Here is a 23,629-nt window from a genome sequence, read left to right as displayed (position 1 = left end):
ACACCATGAAGTCCCGGCCCTTCTTCGCCGCCCGCCTCGAGGATCGCCTGAACCGGGTGTTGAACCGTTTCCTGCTGCGCCGCGGCTGGCAGGAATGCATCACCTCGTACACCGGTTTCGGCACCACGAGGCAGGTCCGTGTCCTCGCGCGGGTCGTGCTGCGACCCCCGAAGGACGCGGGAATCGCGCAGGCAGCAACCGACCTGCTGCACCGTCGCGGATGGCGCAATTTCATCGCCGCCGCGAAGGTGACCTCCAGGGCCGAGATCGTGATCGGGGATCTCAGGGTCCCGGTGCAGGCCGACCGGGGCGGCTACATAGATGTCCGGATCCGCGACCACGGTCTGCCCGTCGGATGGCACCAGGTGCTCATCGAGGGTGCCGGTGGGGCCTCGAACTGGGCTCCGGTCCATGTGATCGACGAGAACCAGACCTTCGGGATCGTCTCGGACATCGACGACACCATTCTGTCCACGTGGCTTCCCCGCCCCATGGTCGCGGCCTGGAACTCCTTGGTGCTGACCGAACAGGCCCGTCAGGCCGTCCCTGGTATGTCGCGCCTGTTCCAGGAGCTGATCGCTGCCCATCCGGGTGCGCCGCTCATCTTCGTCTCTACGGGGGCCTGGAACACCTACCCCATGGTCACGCGTTTCCTGAAACGCCACGGTTTCCCTCACGGCGCACTGCTGCTGACCGACTGGGGGCCGACCAACACTGGTTGGTTCCGCAGCGGGGCCCACCACAAACGCACCTGTCTGCGGGAGCTCGCCAGGGACCTGCCCAACATCCGCTGGCTGCTGGTCGGTGACGACGGCCAGCACGACCCGGACTTGTACGCCGAGTTCGCCAGCCTCCAACCCGACCACGTCGTGGCCCGCGCGATCCGCCAGCTCACCCCCGGCGAACACGCCCTGGCCCACGGCACCCTGACCGAGACCCCGGACATCTGGGATTGGACCCCCGACCTGGCCCCGGAGGTCCGCGCACCCGACGGGGACGGACTTGCCGATAAGCTACGCCCGTTGATCCGGCTCAAGGAGATCTGAACCAGCCCATGGCCAAAACCACCGAGGAGTTCGAGGAACACATCCTGGACGTCGACGTCACCGAGGAGATGGAGTCCAGTTTCCTCGAGTACGCCTACTCCGTCATCTATGCCCGTGCCCTGCCGGATGCGCGCGACGGTCTGAAACCCGTCCAGCGGCGCATCCTGTTCTCGATGGACGACATGGGCGTCAGACCCGAGAAGGGGCACGTGAAGTGCGCCCGTGTGGTCGGTCAGGTGATGGGTGTGCTGCATCCGCACGGCGACAGCGCCATCTACGACGCCCTGGTGCGCATGGCGCAGCCGTGGGCGATGCGGTTGCCCCTGGTCGACGGTCACGGCAATTTCGGGTCGCTCGATGCGGGACCGGCCGCGATGCGCTACACCGAGTGCCGGATGGCCCATCCCGCGGTGGCGATGACCGCGGGTCTGGACGAGGACGTCGTCGATTTCAGGCCGAACTACGACGGCAAGGACACCGAACCCGAGGTGTTGCCAGCGGCCCTGCCGAATCTCTTGGTCAACGGCGCCTCCGGGATCGCGGTGGGAATGGCCACCAACATCGCCCCGCACAACCTACGGGAGGTGGTCTCCGCGCTGAAGGCGCTCCTGAGGGACCGGGAGGTCTCCCTGGAGGAGCTGATGCGGCACCTGCCCGGACCCGATTTCCCCAGCGGGGGGCGGATAATCGGTCTCGAGGGCATCCGTGACGCCTACGCCACCGGACGTGGTTCCTTCAAGGTGAGGGCCAGGGCCAGCATCGAACGGGTCTCGGCGCGCCGCCGCGGCATCGTCATCACCGAGCTGCCCTACCTGGTCGGTCCGGAGAGGATCATCGAACAGATCAAGAAGGGCATCGACTCACGCAAACTGGTCGGCATTGCCGGGGTGAAGGACCTGACCGATCTGGCCAACGGCACCAGGCTGGTGGTGGAGGTCAAGAACGGCATCAACCCCGAGGCCCTGCTGGAGCAGCTCTACCGGGTGACGAAACTGGAGGACACCTTCGCCATCAACGCGGTGGCGCTCGTGGAGGGGCAGCCGCGGACCCTCACCCTGAAGCAGCTGTTGGAGGTCTACCTGGATCACCGGCTCCAGGTGACGATCCGCCGCGCCCGGCACCGCCTTGGCAAGGCTCGGGAACGGTTGCACCTGGTCAGGGGGCTGCTGCTGGCCATCGTCGACATCGACGAGGTCATCGCCATCGTTCGTTCCAGCGAGGACGCCGCCGAGGCGCGTACCCGGTTGATGGGAGCCTTCGACCTGGACGAGGTGCAGGCGAACCACATCCTGGACATGCAGCTGCGCCGCCTGACAAAGTATTCCACGCTGGAGCTGAACGCTGAGGCCGACGAACTGGCTGCCCGCATCGACGAGTTGCAGCGAATCCTGGACGACGACACGGTCCTGAACGCTTTGGTGGCCTCAGAACTGGACGAAATGGCCGAGCGGTTCGGAACCCCCCGCAGGACGGTGTTGCTGGCCGCCGATGGCGTGGTCAGATCGGCGGCCCCCCTGGAGGTTCCCGACGAGCCGTGCTGGGTGCTGTTGTCCACCACGGGACGCGCGGCCCGCACCGACTCCGCCGCTCCCCTGCCCATGACGGGTCCCAGGGCTGCACACGACGTGATCGTGGCCGCGATCAGGGTCACCTCCCGCGCCGAGTTCGGGGTGATCACCAACACGGGGCGCCTGCTGCGGGCCAGGGCCATCGAACTTCCCACCGTGCCGTTGACCGCCACGGCACCGAACCTGCAGGGCGGTTCCGAGTCTCGGGAGCTGTGGCCCCTGGAGCAGGGGGAACGGGTGGTCGGCCTGACCTCTCTCGACCCCGGGGGTCCGGGCCTGGCCCTGGGGACGCTGCGGGGCGTGGTCAAACGGGTCAATCCCGAGGTGATCGGGAAGGATTCGTGGGACGTGATCCGCCTCGAGAAGGGCGACGAGGTCGTGGGCGCGGTGGAACTGGAATCCCCGAACCTGGCGTTCATCACCTCGGATGCGCAGCTGCTGCATTTCTCCGCCGACCTGGTGCGCCCGCAGGGACGCCTTGGTGGCGGCGTCGCCGGGGTGAAGCTGTCGAAGGACGCGAAGGTGCTGTTCTTCGGCGGGGTGGATCCCGCAACTGACCTGGTGGTCACGATCGCGGGGGCGCCGGATTCGTTGTTCGGGCACACCACGGGCGGCGCCAAGGTCACCCCTCTGGCCGAGTACCCGACCAAGGGCCGGGCCACCGGAGGGGTCAGGTGCCAGCGTTTCCTGAAGGGGGAAACGGCCCTCATCGCAGCCGCCATCGGCGGGTTCGTGACCGCCGCGGCCTCGGACGGCACGCCGGTTGCCCTGCCGGAACCCACGCCGAAACGCGACGGTTCCGGCGTTTCCCTGAAGGGGGTGGTCGAGGCGCTCGGGGCCCGGCGCACCCCTGAAGTGGTTGAGTTGATCCCATGAGTTTCGACGACCTGCTCTCCGCCAACCGCAGCTATGCGGAAAGTTTCTCCCGGAAGGGAATCGATGGCATCGCTCACGCCGGGGTCGCGATCGTCACCTGCATGGATTCACGCATAGACCCGTTGCCCATGGTCGGTCTCGGTCCCGGTGACGCCAAGATCCTTCGTTCCCCCGGCGGCTGGGTGGCGCCCTGGACAATGACGGGCCTGGTGCTGGCAGTCCAGCTGCTCCACGTCGAACGGATCATGCTCATCCCACACACCCGCTGCGCGATGTCCGGAACCGATGAGGCGTTGCACCAGTCGATCGCGGAACGCAACGGAATGGACGCCACGTGGCTGAGTTTCGGCGCCAGCCCGGACCAGATGAGCCGTTTGAAGCAAGACGTCTCCGCGGTGCTGGCCCATCCCCTGATCAAGAACCGAGCCAAGGTGGGGGGATTCATGTACGACGTGGACACCGGCCTGCTGGAGCAGATCTTCTGAAAACCCCGCCGCCCGTGGCCTTGCGAAAACCCGAGAAGAGATGTGGAGGCCATGCCGAAACCGACGTCCAGGAATGAGTTGGTTCACCTAGCGGCCGAGCGGTTCGAAGAACTGTGCGCGCTGTGCGATTCGATGAGCGATCACGAGCACGCCGTTTCGTTCGACTTCAGCGGCGGGGGCAACAGGAAAGAGGCTCATTGGCAGCGCGACAAGAACGTTCGGGACGTCCTGACGCACCTGTACGAATGGCACCAGCTTCTGCTGACCTGGGTGAGGGACAACAGGAACGGGCAATCAAGGCCGTTCCTGCCCGCACCCCACAACTGGAGGACCTACGGCAAGTTGAACGAGCAGTTCTGGTGCCAGCACCAGTCAACCACACTGGAGGAGGCAGAACGACTCGTGCGCTCCTCCCACGAACAGGTGATGGCCTTGATCAACTCCTTCAGCAACGCCGAACTGTTCGAGAAGGGCCGGTTCGCCTGGACGGGAACGACGACCCTGGGCTCCTACTGCACATCCGCGACATCCAGCCATTACGACTGGGCATTGAGGAAGATCCGCGCTCATCTCAAGGAATTGCGCTCCACACCCCGACCTTAGGGGCGGTGTTGTTCCGGGTGCCACGAGGCTCGTTCACGGCCATCCCCAGGTCTGCCCCGATCGAGGGCTTCGCGGTCGAGGGGTGGCCCGTGAACAAGCCTTCCTCAGACGTCTATGCGGTCGGATTCCAGCGCGTAGGCGCCCGCGACTATGAACTCCTTGCGCGGCGCCACGTCATTGCCCATCAGCATCTCGAAGACGGCCTCCGCTCGTTCCGCGTCGTCCACGGTCAGGCGTCTCAAGGTGCGACGCCTGGGATCCATGGTGGTTTCCGCCAGCTGATGGGCGTCCATCTCACCCAGCCCCTTGTAACGCTGCGGTTCTTTGAACCGCACCCCCTTCTTCGTCAGCTCCGCGGCCTTCCGTTGGTACTCCCCGTCGGTGTAGGTGTAGATGTATTTCTCCATGCCCCGTTTCGGATTGATCAGTTCGAAACGGTGCAGCGGGGGAACCGCCGAATAGACCCGGCCTGCTTCCACGAGGGGACGCATGTAGCGGAAGAACAGCGTGGCGAGCAGGCAGCGGATGTGGGCTCCGTCGGAGTCGGCGTCCGCCATGAAGATGATCTTGCCGTAGCGTGCTGCGTCCACCTCGAAGGTGCGTCCCGAACCGGCGCCGACCACCTGGATGATGGCCGCGCACTCGGCGTTCTTCAACATGTCGCCGACGGAGGCCTTCTGCACGTTCAGGATCTTGCCGCGAATCGGCAGCAGCGCCTGGAACTCGGAGTTGCGCGCTGTGTTCGCGGTGCCGAGCGCCGAGTCACCCTCGACGATGAACAGCTCGCTCAACTCGCCGTCGGCGCTGCGGCAGTCCTTCAGTTTCGGTGGCAGTGACGACGACTCGAGGGCGTTCTTCCGGCGCTGGTTCTCGCGGTGCGCCCGGGCCTGGACGCGGGCGCGGGAGGCGTTCACCACCTTCTCCATGAGGGTTCGCGCCACCTGCTTGGTCGCGGCCCTGGAGCTGGTCAGGAAATCCGTGAGCTCGTTCTCGACGATACGCGCCACCAGGCGCTGCACGGGAGGGGTGCCCAGCACCTCCTTCGTCTGTCCCTCGAACTGCGGCTCCGCGAGCCGGACGGTGACCACTGCGGTCAGTCCCTCGAGGCAGTCGTCCTTGACGATTTCGTCCCCGTTCTTCAACAACCGGGTCCCGTCGAGGGCCTTCGTGAATGCCTTTACCACCCCCCGTTCGAAACCGGATACGTGGGTACCGCCCTTGGGGGTGGCGATGATGTTGACGAAGGAACGCACCTGGTTGTCGTATCCGGTGCCCCACCGCGCCGCGATGTCGACCTCGAGGCTGCGTTCCACGTCGGTGGCGGTCATCACCCCGGCCTCGTCGAGCATCGGCACGGTCTCGGTGAACGAATCACCGCCGGTCAGCCGCAGCGCCTCCGTCAACGGGGCGTCCTTCGCCAGGAAATCCACGAACTCCGTGATGCCTCCCTCGTGGAGGAACACCTCTGTTTCGCGTTCTCCCCCGCGGGCATCGGTCACCTCCAGGCGCAGACCCGGGACGAGGAAGGAGGTCTGGCGCGCCCGGTCGTGGAGCTGGGGCAGGGAGAGACCGGCGTCGGCGAGGAAGATCTGTTCATCGCTCCAGTAGCGCACCCGGGTTCCCGTGCGGTTCTTCGGCACCCGCCCAAGTTTCCGCAGACCTGAGGCCGGGGTGAAGGGAGCATCCGGTCCTTCGCCGCCGAAGATCCCGGGCACCCCGCGCCGGAAACTCATGGCCCAGGTGGCTCCTTCCCGGTCCACCTCGACGTCCAGGCGGGAGCTGAGCGCATTGACCACGGAGGCACCAACTCCGTGAAGCCCACCGGTTGCGTTGTAAGAGGAGTTCCCGAACTTCCCGCCCGCGTGGAGCCGGGTGTAGACCACCTCGACACCGCTGAGGCCCGTGCGCGGTTCCTTGTCGACGGGGATGCCGCGGGCGTGATCCACGACCTCGACGGAGCCGTCCTCATGGAGGGTTACCGTGATGCGGTCGCCGAAACCGGAGAGGGCCTCGTCAACGGCGTTGTCGATGATCTCCCACAGGCAGTGCATCAGGCCACGGGTGTCCGTGGATCCGATATACATGGCCGGGCGTTTGCGCACCGCCTCGAGGCCCTCCAGGACCAGCAGGTTCTTGGCTCCGTAGTCGCGGGGGGTGTGGGTGTTGGGGTTCGAACGCACCGGGACAGGTTACCGGGAAGCAAGCAGCCACGTCAGCAAGAGGTTCGACGGCTGCTGCGCCCCGAGGAGGGGAATGTTGGAGGGACGCGCTACGTTAGGAACGGCACAGAGGTAATTCGGAAAGGAAGGGCGAGCATGACCAACACCGCCACTGAACAGGCCACCGGCAGCCTCACCGCCATGGACCGGTGCGACCGTTGCGGCGCTCAGGCCTACCTCCGCGTGGAGTTGAGCAGCGGCGGCGAGTTGCTGTTCTGCGCACATCACGCGAACAAGCACCGCGAGAAGCTCGCCCAGGTGGCTGCGCGAATCCACGACGAGACGGCACGCCTCAAGGAATGATTGCCGCCGTTGCGGCCCGGATCAGTTCCGGGCTCGCCACCACCGGCTCCAGACGGTTGGCCAGGACGTGGTGGAAGGCAGTGGCCACCCGTCCCGGTTCCAGGCCACGGGCCTTGGCCCAGGCCTGTCGGTAGATGGCCAGTTGCAGTGGGTCCGCATTCGAATCACCGATTTTCCAGTCGACCACGAGCGCATCGAAGGCCGGGTCGTCGCTGGGAAAGACCGCGTCGATCCGCCCGCGCAGCACCAGCGATTCCCAGCGGAGCAGGAACGGAACCTCGATTCCGAGTGGCGTCAGGTTCGCGAACCGGCTTGCCTCGAAGGCCCGTTTGAGGCGTTCCAGCTCGGGTTCCTCCGCGCGAGCCCGGAACTCGAGTTCGTCGAAACCGGGACTGACGGAGAACCGCGCCATCACCCATTCGTGGAACCGCTCCCCCAGCCGCGTGCTGCGTTTCGGTTCCCGCGGCATCCGGCGCGCCAGGCGCTCGGCGAAACCCACCGGGTTCTTCCGCAGTTCCATGAGCGCGGTGGCCGACAGGCCGGCGGGCAGGGTCAGGTTCCGGTTCGTCCTCCGGGTCAGTTGCTCGGCCAGGAAAGCAGCGTCCCGGTCCCACGCCGCGATCCTCTCCTGTTCCGCCGCCGAGGCGACGCCCGACCCCCAGACCCAGCCGGTCTCGTCCCCCCCGGATGCGATCACCTCCCGCGCCTGACGGACCAGGGCCGCGGCGTGGGCCGTGGCGGCCGCCCGGTCCGTGACGGGAACGGGCCAGGCCGCGGTCCGGGCAGCCGTGGGTCGGGGATTTTCCTCCAGGGGAGGCGGCATGGAGGATCCCTCGTGGAGTGCTGCCGCATCCTCGAAATAGCGTGAACGGCCGCGTGCCCGTTTCAGCCCGGGCGCCCAGGTGTGGGCTGAGACGACGAGCAGTCGTTTCGCCCTGGTGGCGGCGACATAGGCCAGCCGGTCCTCGGAGAGCCGGTGCTCCTGCTTCAACTCCTCCCGGTAGGCGTCGATGCCCCGCTTGGAGTAGTCGGCGAGCTGGGGGATCGCATCCGCGTCTCCCCTGAGCGGCGCGGGCAGCAGACGCGAATTCGTGCTCCAGTTTCCCGTCCGGTCGGTCCCGGGAAACACCCCCTCCGACAGCGCCGGCAGGTAGACCGTGTGCCATTCCAGTCCCTTGGCCCGGTGGACGGTGAGCAGCTTCACCGAATCGGCTGCGGTCGGTGTGGCGCGTTCCAGCGCGTCCCCGTGTTCCTCCTCGGCATCCAGCCATGCCAGTAACCCGGCCAGGCTCCCGTCGCCGTCGATGTCGGGGTAGGTGGAGCAGGCCGCGATGAACCGCGCAAGCTGGGAGGTGTCCCCGCGCACCAGTTGTTCGGCCTCCAGGCCGAGCCGGGAGATCACGCGGCGCACCAGCTCGGGGACGGGCTCGTCCAAGTGCCTGCGCAGCTCGGCGAGTTCCGAGGTGAACCGTTCCAGCCGCGCCCTCCCCTCGCCGCTGATGGCGGCCTGCCCCGGATCGTTCATGGCGTCCAACAGCGAGGGTGCGCAAGCCGGATCGGCACGCGAGACGAGTTCGGTCAATTCCTCGGGCAACGGAAGCGGTTCCTCCGCGGCCTCCCCCGGCGCCAGCTCCCGGGCGCGCCGCGCCAGCGCGGCCAGATCGGCCAGACCGAGCCGCCAGCGTTCCCCGGTGAGCAGCCCGGCCACCTCGGCGTTTGCCAAAGGGTCGGCGAGTACCTTCAGGGTGGCCACCACGGGGGCGATCTCCGGTAGCCGAAGCAGGCCCCCGATACCGACGATCTCCACGGGAACGTCGTGTTCGCGGAGACGTTCCCACACCGAGGTCAGGACGTCGTTGCGGCGGGTCAGGACGGCGATGTCCCGCCATGCCGTGCCCTCGGCATGCCGGGCCGTGACGTCGGTCGCCAGCCAGTCGAGTTCCTCCGCGAGGGTGTCGAAGCACAGGACACGGACCTCACCATCGGGTGCACCCTCCCCGGGGCGTAGTTCCACCCCCCCGCCCCTGTTGCGCGTGAGCGGCTCGGCCAGGGCGTTGCCCACCTCCAGGATCCGGCTGCCGCTGCGGCGGTTGATGGTGAGCGTGAACTCCTTTGCGGGTTCCCCCGTTGCCCCGGGGAAGTGGGTGGGAAACCCGAGGATGTTCGAGGCGGCTGCTCCGCGCCACCCGTAGATCGCCTGGTTCGGATCCCCGACGGCGGTCACGGGAAACCCGCGGCCCGACGCGGTATCGGCGCCGCTGAACAGTGCGCGCAGCAGGATTGCCTGCGCCGACGATGTGTCCTGGTACTCATCGAGCAGGACTACCCGGAACCGTTGTCTGAGCGTGGCGCCGACCGCGGGGAATGATTGCGCCAATTCCACTGCCTGGGCCTGCTGGTCGGCGAATTCCACCAGGCCGAGTTTCTTCTTGAGTTCCCGGTAGGTCTCGACGAGTTCCAACAACTCCAGACGCTCGTCGATGGCCCCCTGGGCCTCGAGAACCGCCTTCGTCGGTGATCCCCGCCACAGCGGTGCCTTCTCGAACCGGGCCCGGGCCCGCAGGGAGAACTCCCTGACCTGCGCGGGCGTTGCCAGGTGTGATCCCAGGGCCGCATCCAGGGCCAGCACCCGTTCCGGGAGCTGGCGAGGGGACAGCCGGGACAGGTGTTCGAGGGGCAGGGGGTGCTCGGCAACCGCCCGGGCGGCAACCCTGAACCTGGAAGCCCCGGACAGCAGCCTGGCATCGGCCTCGATGCCCAGCCTCAGGCCGTGTTCCCGGACGAGCCGGGCGGCGAAGGCGTCGTAGGTGAGCACCATCTCGCCGCCCTCCGTCTCGTCCCGGGAGGCCAAGTCGGCCCGTTCCAAGGCGTGACAGATGCGCCCTCCCAACTCCGCGGCGGCCTTCCGGGTGAAGGTCAGCCCGAGGACCTGCTCGGCCCGCACCTGCCCGGTGCCCACCAGCCACACGACCCGGGCGGCCATGACCGTGGTTTTCCCCGTACCCGCTCCGGCGACGATCACCTGTGGTTCGAGCGGGTCGCAGATAGCGTTCAGCTGTTCCGGGCTGAACGGGATTCCGAGTGCCTCGCACAGGTCGCCGGGGTCGTTCAGTGGTTTCATTCCATGCCTCCGGGGTTGATCGCCGGGCAGGAGGACCCGAACGCGCACCAGGCGCACTGCGGTCCCTCCCGGGCCTCAAAGGTCCCCCTCTGGAGGATCTCGACCGCCTGTTCCAGTTTCTCGGTGAGCCAGGAGGGGCCCTCCGGCAGGACCGGTTGGAATTGCCGTTCCGGTAGTGCTCCGCCGTGCCGGAGCTGGAGCAGCGACGGTTCTGCCACCTCCCTGATTCCGGGCGCCAGGGCCTCGAACGCCCCGAGCCTGGCGGCGAGTTGATACACCCCGAGCTGGGTGTGTTCGGCCACTTCGGCCCTGGTCGGGGGGCGGCGACCGGTCTTGAGGTCCACCACGGACAGTTTCCCGTCCCGCAGCTCGAGCCGGTCCACGGTGCCGCGCAGCAGGACCGGCACGTCCTTGACGACGATCGGGGCCTCGAAGTTCACCTCGACCCCGAGGAGCTCGTCGGGGTTTGTCTCGTTCCAGGTGTGGAACCGGGTCAGTGCCCGGCGCATCTGTTCCTTCTCGGCCGTCTCCATCCAGCGGGCCTCGAAACGGAGCCGGGGCCAAACCTCGTCCAGGCCCTGGAGCATCTCCGCGAGTCCCATGGTTCCCCATGCTGCCCGCTGGGCCAGCCGGTGGATCACGTCGCCCACACCGGCCTGGGGGCCTCGGGGCCGGTCGGCTCCGCCCCTGCGTGAGAGGAACCACTGCCGCGGGCAGGTCAGGAGCGCCTGCAGGGTGGATCCGGTGATGACCAGTGGCCGTGACGTCCTCCAGTCCGGGGAGGAGGGTTGTTTCACCCCCCACCAGTTCTCGGGGCGGGCCTCACGAAACGCCGGGCGGCACTGCTGGTCGGTGATGTCTGCGAGATGGGCCAGGCGCAACGCGGCCGCCCGCCGCATGGCCGGGGACTCTGCGGGGTCCGCCGCGACCCGCCGCAGCTCGGCGATCAGGGATGCCGCCGTCTGCCGCTGCCCGGGCAGTCCCGCGACGCGCACGGGGGCCACCCCCGGTTCCCGGCAGAACCGTGACGGTTCCGCCGGTTCGGCCTCGCTGGCCGCCGGCGCGCTGATGTGCAGCTGCTCCGATGCCCGGGAACAGGCTACGTAGAAGGATCGCCTCTCGGACGCGATCTGGCCGGCGGTGCTGGCCGCATCCAGGTGGTCGGGGGCGAGACGGTCCGGGTCCAGCAGCAGGCCCCGCCAGCCGGTCTGCGGCCATGTTCCCTCGCTGACCCCGATCACGTACACCCTCCGCCAGGAGCCGGTGCGGGAGCGGTGGGCCGTGAGGAGCCTGACGCCGCGCCCCTGGATGGAGAGTTCGCGCCCGGTGTCTGCGGGGATCTCCTCACGCATCACGGCCGAGCAGAAGGCATCTGCGCCGTGGTGCCCGGCGAGTTCCTGACGGCGCCCCGCGAGCTCGAACAGTTCGACGACGGCGTCCAGGTCCTGGTTGGCGCCGCGCGATCCCGCCAGGGCGGCTTCCCGCAACCTGTCGGGCCATCCGGTTCCGTTCCAAATCGTCCACAGCACCTCTGCCACTGGGGCTCCCCGGGTGAGTTTCCCGGCAGCCCTGACGAGCAGGAGCCCGAGCGCCCGGACGCGTTCGGCCTCGGGGCCGGGGAAGGCCTTCAGCAGTTCCGGCCGGCCGAGGCACTTCCCGAGCAGGTCACGGGAGTCCGGGTCCCCGGCCCCGGTGGCAAGCAGGGACCGGATCAGCGCGCGCTGTCCCACCGCGTCCAGTTCGCAGAGGGGACCGGCCAGCAGCCGGGTTACGGCCTCGTTCCCGAGATGTTCGAGGTTCGCCGCCCCGGTCAACCCGGCCAGGAGGGTTTCCACGGCGCACTGGGATCCGAGGGCCAGTTCGTCACCGGCCACCTCCACGGGGATTCCCCGCGCCGTCAGTTCGCGGGCCAGGGGGGTCAGCTGGCTGCGCCCGGATCGTGCGATCACCGCGAGCTCGTGCCAGGCGCAGCCGTCCACCAGCACCGCCTCGCGCAGCGCGGCGGCCAGGTGGGCGGTTTCCGCCGCCGAGTCGTCGTAGATGCTGACCGTGACGAGTGATCCCCCGCCCGGTGTGGGGGCGGCAGCGGGTGGGGCGTCGCCCGCGTCCAGCCGTTCCCGGATCCCGGCGAGCGCCTTCGCCACGGCCGGGCGATTCCGGTGGCCCGTGACGAGCCCGAGGGTCTCGGCCCCGGGCAGTCTGCGCAGCAGGGTGATGCTGGAGGCCGAGGCGCCGCGGAAGGAACCGAGTCTCTGCTGGGGATCACCGAACACAAGCAGGGGAAGACCGATCCGGGCCAGGTCCCCCAACAGGTTTGCCGCCACTTGGTCGAGTTCCTGGGCGTCGTCGACCAGCACCGCATCGAATCGAGAACGGCAGGCCTCTGCGACGGTGGTGTCGGCCAGGAGCAGGCGCGCGCGATGAACCAGTTCGGTGTAGTCGAGGGCCCCGTCGAAATCGGCGATCGTCAGGTAGGTCTCGAAGAAACGCCCGACCGCCTCGAAGACCGGGTCTCCCAAGGCGAGTTCTATGACGTGTTCCGGGTCGAGACCGAGTTGCCGGGCCCGGGCCAGCACCTCACGCAGTTGCCGGGCGAAGGCGCGCGTCCGGGCTGCGGCACGGACCTCCTCAGGCCAGGACTGCTCACCCTCGCCCTCGAGCAGGTCCCGGAGCCGCTGTTCCTGCTCCGGGGCCCGGAGCAGCCTGAGGTCCTGTGCCGGATCTCCCAGTTCCCGCAACAGCCCCAGGGCGAACCCGTGCACGGTCGTCACGCGGGCCCCGACCTCGGCTCCCCCACGTCGCCGGATGATGTCCCTCCTCAGTTCCTGGGCCGCCTGCCGGGAGGCCGTCAGGATCACGAGCCGCTCCAGCGTGGAGCCCTCCTCCAGGCGCCTGGCCGCCGCAGCCGCCAGGGTCGTGGTCTTACCGGTTCCCGGTCCCCCGAGCACCACCCGGACTCCTCGCCGCGGCACGGCTGCCACCGCCTGCCCGGCATCCGGCACGGGTATCTCGGGCGGGACAGCGGGCAGCAGCCGCCAGGCTCCGGTGTCGTTCACGGGTCAATGGAACCATGACTGACCCCCAATCTGTGGAAGAGTGATCCCCGGGGTCCACCGCAAGGTGCGGTGGGTCAGTTTTCGCAGGAGAACAACATGGCTCTGGGGACCGTCAAATGGTTCAACCCCGACAAGGGTTTCGGTTTCATCGCTGTCGACGACAGCAAGGGAGAGGACGTCTTCGTCCACTACAAGTCCATCGACATCCCGGGTTTCAGGACGCTGAACGAGAATCAGCGCGTGGAGTTCGAGATCGTACAGGGCCCGAAAGGAATGCAGGCGGACCACGTCCATCCTCTCTGAAGCTGCCTGTCAGGGCGGCTCCGGGCTAGGATGAGCCACACGACCAGCGAAGGCGAGGCCCAGTGACCATGCACCCGGCGGAAGCCCAGCCCCAGGACCGCGACCACTACACCGTGGTCCCGGCGCCGTGGGTGGCTGGTTGCAGCGACATCGGGACCCGGCATCGCACCAACCAGGACGCGTTGTGCGTGGCCGCCAGTTCACGTCCCACCAAGCGGGCCGTGCTGGTCGTCTCCGACGGCGTGAGCACGGCTTTCGGGGCCGAGCACGCGTCCTTGGTGGCGGTCGAGGAGGCCTGCTCGGTCCTGATCCGGGCGTTGGCTGCCGGCGGCTCGGCCGAGGCAGAATCTTTCAATTCCGCCTTCGCGCGGGCCCATGAAGCGGTTCTGGCGGCGGGCGCCCACGAGGAACCGGCGGCCTGCACCCTGGTGGCCGCCACCGTCGCCGACGGCCTGATCCGGGTCGGCAGCATCGGGGATTCCCGGGCCTACTGGTTCGGCGACGACGGGGTGAGCTGGCAGCTGACCAAGGATGACTCCATGGCCCAGGCGCGCATGATGCTCGGCATGCCGCGTGAGGAGGCCGAACGTTCCCTCCAGGCGCACTCCATAACACGCTGGCTGGGCCGCAACGCCACGGATGTCAATCCCGCCCTGGTGGAGTTGCGTCCCGACTCCCCCGGATGGGTGGTGGTGTGCAGCGACGGTTTGTGGAACTACGCCAGTTCCCCGGAAGACCTGGCGGCGGTGTTCGAGGGGGCGAAGCAGGTCAGCGGAAATCCGGTGGAACTGGCGGAGTCGCTGGTGGCATGGGCAAATTCCTGTGGTGGCCGCGACAACATAACGGTCGCGTTGGCGTACTGCGAGGGTTGAACGCGGCTAAGGTAGGCACCATGGACGTCAGGATTGGAATCAGCGACATCTCCCGCGAACTCCAGGTGCGCACCACGAGCAGCGCCGACGAGGTTGCCGCGGCCCTGGATGAAGCGCTCACCAACAATTCGACCTTCGAACTGGCCGACGACAAGGGCCGCCGGGTCATCGTGCCCGTGACGAAGCTCGCTTACCTCGACCTGGGGCCCGCCGAGGGACGTCCAGTTGGTTTCGGCGCTCTCTGACCCCTCCGGCCCTGATCCGAACAGGCGCCGCCCGACAGTTAGGTTTTCACCCTGAACGACACAACCACCTCCGAGACGTTCGCCGATCTCGGTATCCGCGAAGAGATCACCGCCTCGCTCGCCGACGCGGGGATAGTCAACCCGTTCCCGATCCAGGCACTCGCCATTCCCCTGGCCCTCAGCGGCACCGACCTGATCGGCCAGGCCCGCACCGGCACCGGGAAAACGCTGGCATTCGGGAGTTCCCTGCTGCACCGGCTCCAGACCAGCGCCGACGAATCGGAGGAACCCATCACCCACGGCCGTCCCCGGGCCCTGGTCGTCACCCCCACCCGGGAGCTCGCCCTCCAGGTGGCGCGGGATCTCGAACTGGCCGGTTCCCGGCTTCACACCCGGGTGTTGACCATCTACGGCGGCACCGGATACGACGAGCAGCTGTCCGCCCTCAAGAAAGGCATCGACGTGGCAGTCGGGACCCCCGGGCGGCTTCTCGACCTAGCCAACCGCCGTGCGCTGGACCTGAGCCACATCGAGGTGTTGGTGCTGGACGAGGCCGACGAGATGCTGGACCTCGGTTTCCTGCCCGACATCGAGAAACTGCTGGCGAAAACACCCCCGTCGCGTCAAAGCCTCCTGTTCTCGGCGACGATGCCGGCCCCCATCCTCGCCCTGGCCCGTGCCACCCTGAACCGGCCCGTGAACATTCGCGCCGAGGGCGCGGATGCCCAGGCGACGGTGCCCGACATCACCCAGTTCGTGTACCAGGCCCACGACCTGGACAAACCCGAGGTGGTCGCCCGCATCGCCCAGGCCCGCGATGCCAGCAAGGTGATGGTTTTCTGCCGAACGAAACGGGCCGCGCAGCGCTTGGCGGATGAACTGCAGGAGCGCGGTTTCCCCGCCACGGCCATCCACGGCGACCTGAACCAGATCGCCAGAGAACGTTCCCTGAAGAAGTTCAGGGCCGGGACCGTGACCATCCTGGTGGCAACCGACGTCGCCGCCCGGGGAATCGACATCACCGGCGTCAGCCACGTGATCAACTACGAGTGCCCCGACACCGACGCCACCTACGTGCACCGCATCGGCCGGACGGGCCGCGCGGGACACACCGGCGTCGCCGTCACCCTCGTCGACTGGCCGGACGTGACCCGCTGGAAAGTAATCAACAAGACCCTCGGTCTGGACTTCGAAACCCCCGTGGAGACCTACTCCTCGTCCCCGCACCTGTACACGGACCTGGACATCCCCGAGGGCACCAGGGGCCGGCTCCCCCGCTCCGCGCGCCCGCCGCGCGAAGCCCGTTCCCGCAGGGAGACCACATCCGAGGGCGGCACGCGGCGTCGCAGGCGCCGACGCTCCCCCACCACACCCCAGGGGGATCGCCCGTCTTCCACCGGCGGCTCGGAGGAGAGCACCGCTCCCCGCCGCAGGAGGCGTCGGCGCCGCGCCGGGGTGGACGTGACCGAGTCCCGCAGAAACGCCGAGTAATACCGCTCGCCCGGGGTGACAGCCAGGCCGGCACGAATCGCCTCCCGGACCCGGTCTGGCCAGACCGGGTGGCCGCGGCCACCCGGGATTCGTGGCTCAGTAATCCATGCTCATGGCCTGCCGAACCTCGGCCAAGGTGGTTTCGGCGACGGCATTGGCCCGTTCGTTGCCGGCCCTGAGCACGTCACGCAGCGCCCCGGGATCGGCCATGAGCTCGGCCCGGCGCGCCCGGTGAGCGGCGAAATGATCATTCACGGCAGCCGTGGCGAGTTTCTTCAACCCGCCGCCACCGCCATCGCCGATCTCCTCGGCCACGTCCTCGGGGACACGCTCCAGGCACATCGCGGCAATGTTGACCAGGTTCGAGACCTCGGGGCGGTTCACGGGGTCGTAGGTGATGTGGCGGTCCGAGTCGGTGACTGCACGTTTGAGCAGTCTCGCGGTTTCGTCGGCGGTCATGCCCAGCTCGATGGTGTTGCCGCGTGACTTGCTCATCTTGTTTCCGTCCAGGCCGAGTATGGTGCCGCTGCGGCTGAGCAGTGACTCGGGTTCCGGGAAGATGGGATGGGCCGGGTCGACGCGCCCGTAGCGCTCGTCGAAACGCCTGGCGATCACCCTGGTCTGTTCGACGTGCGGCAGTTGGTCCTTGCCGACGGGAACCAGATTGGCCTTGCAGAACAGGATGTCGGCGGCCTGGTGCACCGGGAAGGTCAGCATCAACCCGGACATGGGACGGTTGGACGCGGCCAGCTCGTCCTTGACGGTCGGGTTGCGGCGCAGCTCCGCGTCGGTGACCAGAGCGAGGAAGGGCAGCATCAGCTGGTTCAGGGCGGTCACTGCCGAATGGGTGAAGATGACCGTCCGCTCGGGATCGATCCCAGCGGCCAGGTAGTCGGCCACCATGTTGTAGACGTTGTCCTTCAGCTCACCGACGCCGTCGCGGTCGTAGATCACCTGGTAGTCGGCCACGATCAGGAAGGTTTTGATGCCGGCGTTCTGCAGCCGCACCCGGTTCTGGAGCGAACCGAAGTAGTGCCCGATGTGCAGCCGGCCGGTGGGGCGGTCCCCCGTCAGCAGTCTGAACCCGGCCGGATCTGAGGCGATCTCCGCCTCGATCTCGCGGCTGCGTTCCTCTGAACGCTGGAGGGATTTCTCTGCTTCTGGTGCGGACTCGGATTCCATGCGGGCAACCCTATCGCCCGGATGCCGGAACGGTCACGCAGAGCCGCCTCGCGCCCGGATCCGGGAGAGTATCTCGAAGTAGGCCGACTTGCGGGTGGTGTAACAGCCCAGTTGCCGCTCGGGCCGTGCGGTTCCGTGGTAGTCGCTGGAACCAGTGCGGAGCAGCCCCAGGCGCGCCCCCATCTCGAACAGCAACAGCCGGGTCTCCCGGTCGTGATCCTTGTGATCGGTCTCGATCCCGTCGAGTTCGTGTTCCCTGACGAGCTGTTCGATGAACGGCGCGCTGAGGGCCTCACGGGTCATGGGGGCCCACGGGTGGGCCAGCACAGCCACTCCCCTGGCCACGTGCACCAGATCGATGGCGCGGCCCACGTCTATTGAGTACCTGGGTACGTATGCCGGTTTTCCGGGCGCCAGGAACGAATCGAACGCCTCCTGCCGGTTGGCCACCACACCCTTGGCCACCAGGGTGTCGGCGACGTGGGGGCGTCCCACCGAGGGCGCCCCCTTCGCTATGGCCATCACCTCGTCGATGGTCACGGGGTAGCCGAGCTCCGTAAGTCTCCGGCACATCTCGGGGAGCCGTTGGGTCCTGCCGACCCTGACCCGGGCGAGTTCCTCGTTCAACAGGCGGTTCCACACGTCACAGCCGTAGCCGAGCAGGTGGACCGCGCGACCGTCGTGCTGGCAGGAGATCTCGATTCCGGGCAGCACCTTGACCCCGATCCTTTTCCCGGCCTCCGCCGCTTCGGCAACCCCGTCGAAGGTGTCGTGGTCGGTTAGCGCGATCACGTCCAGACCGGCCTGGAACGCCTTCATCACGAGCATCGTGGGGGTGTCCGTGCCATCACTGACTCGCGAGTGGGTGTGCAGGTCGATCCTCATGGGTCTCATGCTATCGGCTCATCCGTGGAACCCCTTGGTTATGGGCCCGAAATCACCGCTACATTGGTCCCCATGCAGCTCAATTACAAGCATGAATTCAACGGCAGCCCGGACCAGGTGGCGGCGCTGTTCCGCAACGAGGCGTTCATCGATGATGTCGCCAAGCACGCCAACGCGATCGAGCACACGGTCAACATCGCGGATGACGTCACCCACCTGGACCTGACCCTTCCCGCTCCCGAGTCGATTTCGAAGTTCTTCGGCAAGGGCATTCGCATCAAGCAGTCGTTCACCTGGGGGGAGCCCGACGACGCGGGTGTGCGGAAAGGGATTTTCACGGTCGACATCGCGGGCGCTCCCGTCAGCGTCGAGGCCGATGCCACCCTCTCCCCCACCGGTCCCAGCTCCTCGGAGGCGGTCTACGTTGGTGAGCTGAGCGTGAAGATTCCCTTGGTCGGCAAGAAGGTCGAAGCCCAGGTCGAGCCCATGATCGCCCGCGCCTTCGCGGGTATCGAGCGCCGGGCCCAGGACTGGCTGAGCCGCGTCTGACGAACGGTCATCAACGAAGCCCCCGGCGGTACTCCTCCACGTCATTCCACAGCAGGTCGGATTCGTGCAACAGTTCCTGGACCTCGTCGAAACCCCAGGCGGTGTCGATGTCCAGGCCGCGCACGGCAATTGCGGCGGCGGAGGCATCCACGCCGGGGGCTTCGCTGAACCAGCAGGTCATGGCCTCCGGGGCGATCCGGGTGAGGACGCAGGCGCCATTCTCGGGGTCATCGCCACTGGCGATCAGTGAAGTATCGACATCGGCCACCAGCACCAGCCTCTCCCCGAACCTCGTCAGGGCGGCCACGGAAGCCAGCACCAAGGCGGCGTATTCGGCGTCCTCCTCCTGGCCGGCGGTGTATTCCAGGGCGGCCAGCAGCTCCGGTGTCACGTGGTGCGCCGCCCGGCCGGTCAGCAGCACGGAGCCGTCGATCGCCGCCAGTTCGTCGCGGGCGATGGGTATGAACACCAGTTCCTTGGTCACCCGACAACCCTAGAGGCCGTCCGGAGGTTCACGGCCAGGCCACGCCCGGGGGTGTTGTCAATTCCCTTGAAGGTGTTGCCGGAAACCTCGGGTATGTTGTCAATGTCCTCGGCGGTGTTGTGAATCCCCTACCAACCCCTTATCCGGGTGAGGGGCGGGTGCGTAGCTTACCGGCGTGAACAAAGTATCTGCCCCCACCCTGGCCCATGCGGTGCTGGATGCTCTCCAGGGGATGCGGGCCCTGCACCAGATCCGTCCCCATCTGTCCCCCCGCGCTTTCCAACAGCTCGTGTCCTACTCCGATGCCGCGAGCTTCCGCATAGGCCGAGTGGGGCCGCTTCGCGTCCAGCGCCCCGCTCCGGACAGCCTGGAGGCTTCCGGTACCGTCCGGATCCGGGACAGGTGGTTGGCCTGCGTCATCCGCCTGGACCGGCGGGACAACTGGAAGTGTTCCGACCTGCGGGTGGTGGGATTCCCCGCCTAGGGGCCTGTTTCGAAAAGTGCTGTCCGAGCGAGGACGTGCCGGGCGGGATGGCGGGACGCCGGATCACCCGATCCGGCGTCCATAGCATTCGCGACGGGCTCCGGGGATTCAGCGTTTGCGCCTGGCCTTTTTGCGCCGTGCGGCGCGGTTCCCGCCGCCGCTGCTGCTGGTCGTTGTTTTCCTGGCGGGCTTCTTTGCTCCGTCGTCGCGGCTCGTAGTGGCCTCCCCGGACTCGTCAGGTGCGGAGTAGGTGAGGTTCTCCTCGCGTTTCCCGCCCAGCCCCTTGACCAGGGGTTCTGCGCGCCTGGGTTTCGCCTCACCTTCCGAGACGGCGGCGGCCTTCGCCAGCACATCCTCTGGCTTCCCCTCAGCATCGGTGACGACGCCAACGCTCACCGGTTCCGGCTGGTTGACCTGCAGGTTGAACAGCATTCCGATGATCTGCTCGAACGAGGCCTCCCGCATGGCGATGAACATGTCACCGCCCTCCCGCTGGTACTCGACCAGCGGGTCGCGCTGCGCCATCGCGCGAAGCCCGATGCCCTCGCGCAGGTAATCCATCTCGTAGAGATGTTCCCGCCAGTTGCGGTCCACCACGGAAAGCAGCACCTGGCGTTCCAGTTCCCGCATGGTCTCGGAACCGAGGGTCTCCTCCCGCTCGTCGTAGGCCCTGCACACGTCGTCGCTGAACATCTCGACAAGCTTTTCCTGTGTGGGAATCTCCTCCTCGATCTCCTCCTGGTCGAGGCCGACGGGATAGAGCGTCTTCAGTTCGTTGAAGAGCATCTCGAGGTCCCAGTCCTCCGGGATGCCGACGGTGTGCTGCCTAACGACCGCTGCAACCACCTCGGCCGCCCGGTCGCGCAGCTGCTCGGACAGGTCGGCCCCGTCGAGAACGCGACGCCGGTCGCGGTAGATGACGTGCCGCTGCCGGTTCATCACGTCGTCGTACTTCAGCACGTTCTTGCGCATCTCGAAGTTCTGGCTCTCGACCTGCTTCTGCGCCGACTCGATGGCGTTACTGACCGACTTGGAGTCGATCGGCACGTCGTCCGGCACCTTGAGCATGATCAGTGCGCGCTCCAGCACTTCGGGGCGGAACAGACGCATCAGGTCGTCGGAGAGAGAGAGGTAGAAGCGGGACTCGCCCGGGTCTCCCTGACGTCCGGAACGCCCGCGCAACTGGTTGTCGATGCGGCGGGACTCGTGACGTTCGGAACCGATCACGTAAAGCCCACCGGCCTCAACCACCTCGTCGTGTTCGGCCTCCACCTGCTCCTCGAGGGCCTTCAGCGTGTCGGGCCACTGGGCCTCGTACTCCTCGGGGGTTTCCACGGGATCGAGGCCTTGCTTGCGCAGCTGCAGGTCGGCCAGGAACTCGGGATTGCCGCCGAGCATGATGTCGGTGCCGCGGCCCGCCATGTTGGTGGACACGGTCACGGCTCCCTTGCGGCCCGCCTGCGCGACCACGGCGGCCTCCCGCTCGTGTTGTTTCGCGTTGAGGACCTCGTGCGGGATGCCCTCCTTCTTCAGCATCCCGGACAGCAGCTCGGACTTCGCGACCGAGGCGGTGCCGATGAGCACGGGCTGCCCGTCCTCGTGGCGGAGCACGACATCCTCGATGATCGCCTTGTACTTGGCCTCCTCCGTGCGGTAGATCCGGTCGCGCTGATCGATGCGGATCATCGGCATGTTCGTTGGAATGGGAATGACCCCGAGGCCGTAGATCTTCTGGAACTCGGACTCCTCGGTCTTCGCGGTGCCCGTCATGCCGGCGAGTTTGTCGTACATGCGGAAGTAGTTCTGCAGGGTGACGGTGGCGAGGGTCTGGTACTCGTCTTTGATCTTCACCCCTTCCTTCGCCTCGAGGGCCTGGTGCAGGCCCTCGTTGTAGCGGCGCCCGGCCAGGGTGCGTCCGGTGTGTTCGTCGACGATGAGGATCTCGTCGCCCAGCACCACGTAGTCCTTGTCCCGTTTGAACAGTTCCTTGGCCTTGATGGCGTTGTTCAGGTAGCTGATGAGCGGGGTGTTGGCGGATTCGTAGAGGTTGTCGATGCCGAGCCGGTCCTCGACCACCTCGATACCGGCGCCCGAGATCGCGACCGTTCGTTTCTTCTCGTCCACCTCGTAGTGCTGGTCGCGTTTCATGGAGCGCACCATCCGCGCGAAAACCGGATACCACTCGTGGGTGTCCTGGGCCGGCCCGGAGATGATCAGCGGGGTGCGGGCCTCGTCGATCAGGATCGAGTCCACCTCGTCGACGATGGCGAAGTGGTGGCCGCGCTGCACGAGGTCCTCGCTGTTGAGCGCCATGTTGTCACGCAGGTAGTCGAAACCGAATTCGTTGTTGGTGCCGTAGGTGATGTCGGCCTGGTAGGCGATGCGACGCTCGGCGGGCGACATCGATGCCAGGATGACGCCGACCTCCAGGCCGAGGAAATGATGGATCCGCCCCATCTGCTCGGACTGGTACTTGGCCAGGTAGTCGTTGGTGGTGACGATGTGCACGCCGTCACCGGAAAGCGCATTCAGGTAGGAGGGGAGGGTGCCGACGAGGGTTTTCCCCTCACCGGTTTTCATCTCCGCGATGTTGCCCCAGTGGAGTGCCGCACCACCCATGATCTGAACGTCGAAATGCCGTTTGTTCAGCACACGGACGGCGGCCTCGCGTACGGTGGCGAAGGCCTCCGGCATCAGCCGGTCCAGGTCCTCCCCGTCCTCAAGACGCTCCTTGAATGTGTCGGTCTGCTCTCTCAGCTCGGCGTCGGACATCCCCTGGAAGTCCTCTTCGATCAGGTTTACCTGATCGGCAACCTTCCGCAGCCTCCTCAGCTGAGAACCCGATCCGAGGTTGCTCAGGAAATCCATGAATCCCACGTCGACGATCCTTAACAGTTTGACTCCGGTGGCTGTGGCACACCGCCTGCCATCCTAGCCAGCCCCGGGGCCGTACAAAACTGTGACGGGCCGGGGCCTCACCCCCGGCCCGCCGTTACCGGTGATCATGCTTTTCAGGAATCCCGTGTACAAGGCGACGACAAGGACCGTCGCGGTGGAAACCGGAAAGCGCACCGGATCATCTGCATTCGGAAGTGCAACGCGGTCCGGACCTCCACCGGATCAAGGGATCCCGAGGCCTGATCGCGGAGCCTGTCGGGTTCAGACGTTCACGTTCAGGTGGATGACACCGTAGTTGTAGGCCTTGCGGCGATAGACCACCGAGGGTTTCCCCGTGGCGGAATCCTGGTAGAGGAAGAAGTCGTGCCCGACCAGTTCCATCTCGTCCAATGCCTGGGCCAGGCTGAGCGGAACGGTCTCGAATTCCTTCTCGCGAACCACGAGGGGTCCGTCGCCGTTGACCACCAGGCCCGCGACCTCGTAGGTGGGTTCCTCCGGTTCGTTCTCGGTTTCCTCCGGCACCGGTGCGGATGCGGGCTCCTCGGCGAAGATGGCCGTGCGCAGGCCCCGATGGGTCTTGCGCCGGTCGGCTGCTTTCCGGAGCTGTACCTTCAAACGATCGAAGGCTTGTTCGAACGCGAGTGTCTTGTCGTTGGCTTTCGCCTCGGCACGCACGACGGGTCCCCGGCTGCGAAGCGTGATCTGGACCTCAACGGCATCCGAGGGGTTCTTGGTGCCATCTGTGGCGGAGAACTCCACCTCCACACGGATCACCCGGTCCCGCAGCCGCTCGACGGTCACGATCCTGTCGCGGACCAGTTCCTTGAGCTCGGGGCTGATGGTGCAGTGCCGACCGGTGACGACGATGTCCATGTCTCCTCCTGGCTAGAAAACTACGACGCCAGCGGATCCCTGTTTCTCAGCCCGGACCCTGCTGACGTCTTCCATCCCTCAACGGT

The 23,629-nt window shown here is 66.9% G+C and carries 19 protein-coding genes; 11 read left to right on the top strand and 8 right to left on the bottom strand.

The features are described from left to right. Positions 1-5 precede the first annotated feature (5 nt). From EL272_RS07250 to EL272_RS07235, 4 genes are read left to right on the top strand one after another with little or no spacing between them, the layout of a single operon-like run. The gene (locus EL272_RS07250; RefSeq protein ID WP_061786985.1) at positions 6-1,046 is read left to right on the top strand and encodes an App1 family protein phosphatidate phosphatase; all 1,041 of its coding nucleotides are present in this window, start codon (positions 6-8) and stop codon (positions 1,044-1,046) included. Between the two features lie 8 nt (positions 1,047-1,054). Continuing rightward, on the top strand, positions 1,055-3,490 hold the full coding sequence (locus tag EL272_RS07245; RefSeq protein WP_061786986.1) for a DNA gyrase/topoisomerase IV subunit A: 2,436 nt from the start codon (positions 1,055-1,057) through the stop codon (positions 3,488-3,490). Then, positions 3,487-3,975, top strand: coding sequence for a beta-class carbonic anhydrase (locus tag EL272_RS07240; RefSeq protein WP_014846556.1), 489 nt, complete (start codon positions 3,487-3,489; stop codon positions 3,973-3,975). The genes EL272_RS07245 and EL272_RS07240 overlap by 4 nt, the downstream gene beginning before the upstream one ends. A 51-nt stretch (positions 3,976-4,026) precedes the next feature. Beyond that, entirely contained in the window at positions 4,027-4,578 is a 552-nt protein-coding gene (locus EL272_RS07235; protein WP_061786987.1) for a ClbS/DfsB family four-helix bundle protein, read from the top strand. Positions 4,579-4,682: 104 nt separating this feature from the next. Here the strand turns inward: EL272_RS07235 and EL272_RS07230 are convergent, their stop codons facing one another. Beyond that, the gene (locus EL272_RS07230; RefSeq protein WP_061786988.1) at positions 4,683-6,758 is read right to left on the bottom strand and encodes a DNA gyrase/topoisomerase IV subunit B; all 2,076 of its coding nucleotides are present in this window, start codon (positions 6,756-6,758) and stop codon (positions 4,683-4,685) included. 135 nt (positions 6,759-6,893) lie between these two features. On the opposite strand from EL272_RS07230, the gene EL272_RS07225 reads away from it, so the two are divergent. Beyond that, positions 6,894-7,100: a DUF7455 domain-containing protein gene (locus EL272_RS07225; RefSeq protein ID WP_014846553.1), complete on the top strand. Its 207-nt coding sequence runs from the start codon at positions 6,894-6,896 to the stop codon at positions 7,098-7,100. Here EL272_RS07225 and EL272_RS07220 read toward each other — a convergent pair. Both EL272_RS07220 and EL272_RS07215 read right to left on the bottom strand, forming a co-directional pair. Beyond that, positions 7,090-10,221: an ATP-dependent DNA helicase gene (locus EL272_RS07220; protein ID WP_061786989.1), complete on the bottom strand. Its 3,132-nt coding sequence runs from the start codon at positions 10,219-10,221 to the stop codon at positions 7,090-7,092. The two genes, EL272_RS07225 and EL272_RS07220, sit on opposite strands and share 11 nt — an antisense overlap. Continuing rightward, complete coding sequence (locus tag EL272_RS07215) at positions 10,218-13,277, bottom strand: ATP-dependent DNA helicase (RefSeq protein WP_014846551.1); 3,060 nt, start codon at positions 13,275-13,277, stop codon at positions 10,218-10,220. The genes EL272_RS07220 and EL272_RS07215 overlap by 4 nt, the downstream gene beginning before the upstream one ends. A 96-nt stretch (positions 13,278-13,373) precedes the next feature. On the opposite strand from EL272_RS07215, the gene EL272_RS07210 reads away from it, so the two are divergent. The 4 genes from EL272_RS07210 to EL272_RS07195 all read left to right on the top strand — a co-directional run bounded on the left by EL272_RS07210 (position 13,374) and on the right by EL272_RS07195 (position 16,188). Next, positions 13,374-13,580 carry a cold-shock protein gene (locus EL272_RS07210; RefSeq protein WP_014846550.1) on the top strand — a complete coding sequence of 69 codons (207 nt, stop codon included), beginning with the start codon at positions 13,374-13,376 and terminating at the stop codon, positions 13,578-13,580. 68 nt (positions 13,581-13,648) lie between these two features. Then, positions 13,649-14,452 carry a PP2C family protein-serine/threonine phosphatase gene (locus EL272_RS07205; RefSeq protein ID WP_234028390.1) on the top strand — a complete coding sequence of 268 codons (804 nt, stop codon included), beginning with the start codon at positions 13,649-13,651 and terminating at the stop codon, positions 14,450-14,452. 20 nt (positions 14,453-14,472) lie between these two features. After that, entirely contained in the window at positions 14,473-14,697 is a 225-nt protein-coding gene (locus tag EL272_RS07200; protein ID WP_014846548.1) for a DUF3107 domain-containing protein, read from the top strand. 51 nt (positions 14,698-14,748) lie between these two features. Beyond that, positions 14,749-16,188, top strand: coding sequence for a DEAD/DEAH box helicase (locus EL272_RS07195; protein ID WP_244926146.1), 1,440 nt, complete (start codon positions 14,749-14,751; stop codon positions 16,186-16,188). A gap of 96 nt (positions 16,189-16,284) precedes the next feature. On the opposite strand, the gene trpS is transcribed toward EL272_RS07195, so the two are convergent. Together trpS and EL272_RS07185 are read right to left on the bottom strand one after the other, a co-directional pair. Beyond that, the gene (trpS, locus tag EL272_RS07190) at positions 16,285-17,370 is read right to left on the bottom strand and encodes a tryptophan--tRNA ligase (RefSeq protein ID WP_014846546.1); all 1,086 of its coding nucleotides are present in this window, start codon (positions 17,368-17,370) and stop codon (positions 16,285-16,287) included. 33 nt (positions 17,371-17,403) lie between these two features. Next, positions 17,404-18,255 carry a PHP domain-containing protein gene (locus EL272_RS07185; protein WP_014846545.1) on the bottom strand — a complete coding sequence of 284 codons (852 nt, stop codon included), beginning with the start codon at positions 18,253-18,255 and terminating at the stop codon, positions 17,404-17,406. Positions 18,256-18,327: 72 nt separating this feature from the next. On the opposite strand from EL272_RS07185, the gene EL272_RS07180 reads away from it, so the two are divergent. Continuing rightward, positions 18,328-18,804 carry a DUF2505 domain-containing protein gene (locus EL272_RS07180; protein ID WP_014846544.1) on the top strand — a complete coding sequence of 159 codons (477 nt, stop codon included), beginning with the start codon at positions 18,328-18,330 and terminating at the stop codon, positions 18,802-18,804. 10 nt (positions 18,805-18,814) lie between these two features. Here the strand turns inward: EL272_RS07180 and EL272_RS07175 are convergent, their stop codons facing one another. After that, positions 18,815-19,288 (bottom strand): DUF6912 family protein, encoded by a 474-nt coding sequence (locus EL272_RS07175; protein ID WP_014846543.1) that lies wholly within the window; start codon positions 19,286-19,288, stop codon positions 18,815-18,817. 175 nt (positions 19,289-19,463) lie between these two features. On the opposite strand from EL272_RS07175, the gene EL272_RS07170 reads away from it, so the two are divergent. Further along, positions 19,464-19,772: an Rv3235 family protein gene (locus EL272_RS07170; protein ID WP_123823729.1), complete on the top strand. Its 309-nt coding sequence runs from the start codon at positions 19,464-19,466 to the stop codon at positions 19,770-19,772. 108 nt (positions 19,773-19,880) lie between these two features. On the opposite strand, the gene secA is transcribed toward EL272_RS07170, so the two are convergent. Further along, on the bottom strand, positions 19,881-22,649 hold the full coding sequence (gene secA, locus EL272_RS07165; RefSeq protein WP_439952084.1) for a preprotein translocase subunit SecA: 2,769 nt from the start codon (positions 22,647-22,649) through the stop codon (positions 19,881-19,883). Between the two features lie 282 nt (positions 22,650-22,931). Continuing rightward, positions 22,932-23,543: a ribosome hibernation-promoting factor, HPF/YfiA family gene (gene hpf / locus EL272_RS07160; RefSeq protein ID WP_014846540.1), complete on the bottom strand. Its 612-nt coding sequence runs from the start codon at positions 23,541-23,543 to the stop codon at positions 22,932-22,934. Positions 23,544-23,629: the final 86 nt, after the last annotated feature.

Source organism: Arachnia propionica (assembly GCF_900637725.1).
Classification (GTDB): domain Bacteria; phylum Actinomycetota; class Actinomycetes; order Propionibacteriales; family Propionibacteriaceae; genus Arachnia; species Arachnia propionica.
Note: the sequence above shows the minus strand (reverse complement) of the source record. Positions and strands in the feature narration are given on the sequence as shown.

Excerpts from the sequence above, each read along its gene's own strand:
- EL272_RS07250 (WP_061786985.1), top strand. The coding sequence starts at position 6 with ATGAAGTCCCGGCCCTTCTTCGCCGCCCGCCTCGAGGATCGCCTGAAC.
- EL272_RS07245 (WP_061786986.1), top strand. The coding sequence starts at position 1,055 with ATGGCCAAAACCACCGAGGAGTTCGAGGAACACATCCTGGACGTCGAC.
- EL272_RS07240 (WP_014846556.1), top strand. The coding sequence starts at position 3,487 with ATGAGTTTCGACGACCTGCTCTCCGCCAACCGCAGCTATGCGGAAAGT.
- EL272_RS07235 (WP_061786987.1), top strand. The coding sequence starts at position 4,027 with ATGCCGAAACCGACGTCCAGGAATGAGTTGGTTCACCTAGCGGCCGAG.
- EL272_RS07225 (WP_014846553.1), top strand. The coding sequence starts at position 6,894 with ATGACCAACACCGCCACTGAACAGGCCACCGGCAGCCTCACCGCCATG.
- EL272_RS07220 (WP_061786989.1), bottom strand. The coding sequence starts at position 10,221 with ATGAAACCACTGAACGACCCCGGCGACCTGTGCGAGGCACTCGGAATC.
- EL272_RS07210 (WP_014846550.1), top strand. The coding sequence starts at position 13,374 with ATGGCTCTGGGGACCGTCAAATGGTTCAACCCCGACAAGGGTTTCGGT.
- EL272_RS07205 (WP_234028390.1), top strand. The coding sequence starts at position 13,649 with ATGCACCCGGCGGAAGCCCAGCCCCAGGACCGCGACCACTACACCGTG.
- EL272_RS07200 (WP_014846548.1), top strand. The coding sequence starts at position 14,473 with ATGGACGTCAGGATTGGAATCAGCGACATCTCCCGCGAACTCCAGGTG.
- trpS (WP_014846546.1), bottom strand. The coding sequence starts at position 17,370 with ATGGAATCCGAGTCCGCACCAGAAGCAGAGAAATCCCTCCAGCGTTCA.
- EL272_RS07185 (WP_014846545.1), bottom strand. The coding sequence starts at position 18,255 with ATGAGGATCGACCTGCACACCCACTCGCGAGTCAGTGATGGCACGGAC.
- EL272_RS07180 (WP_014846544.1), top strand. The coding sequence starts at position 18,328 with ATGCAGCTCAATTACAAGCATGAATTCAACGGCAGCCCGGACCAGGTG.
- hpf (WP_014846540.1), bottom strand. The coding sequence starts at position 23,543 with ATGGACATCGTCGTCACCGGTCGGCACTGCACCATCAGCCCCGAGCTC.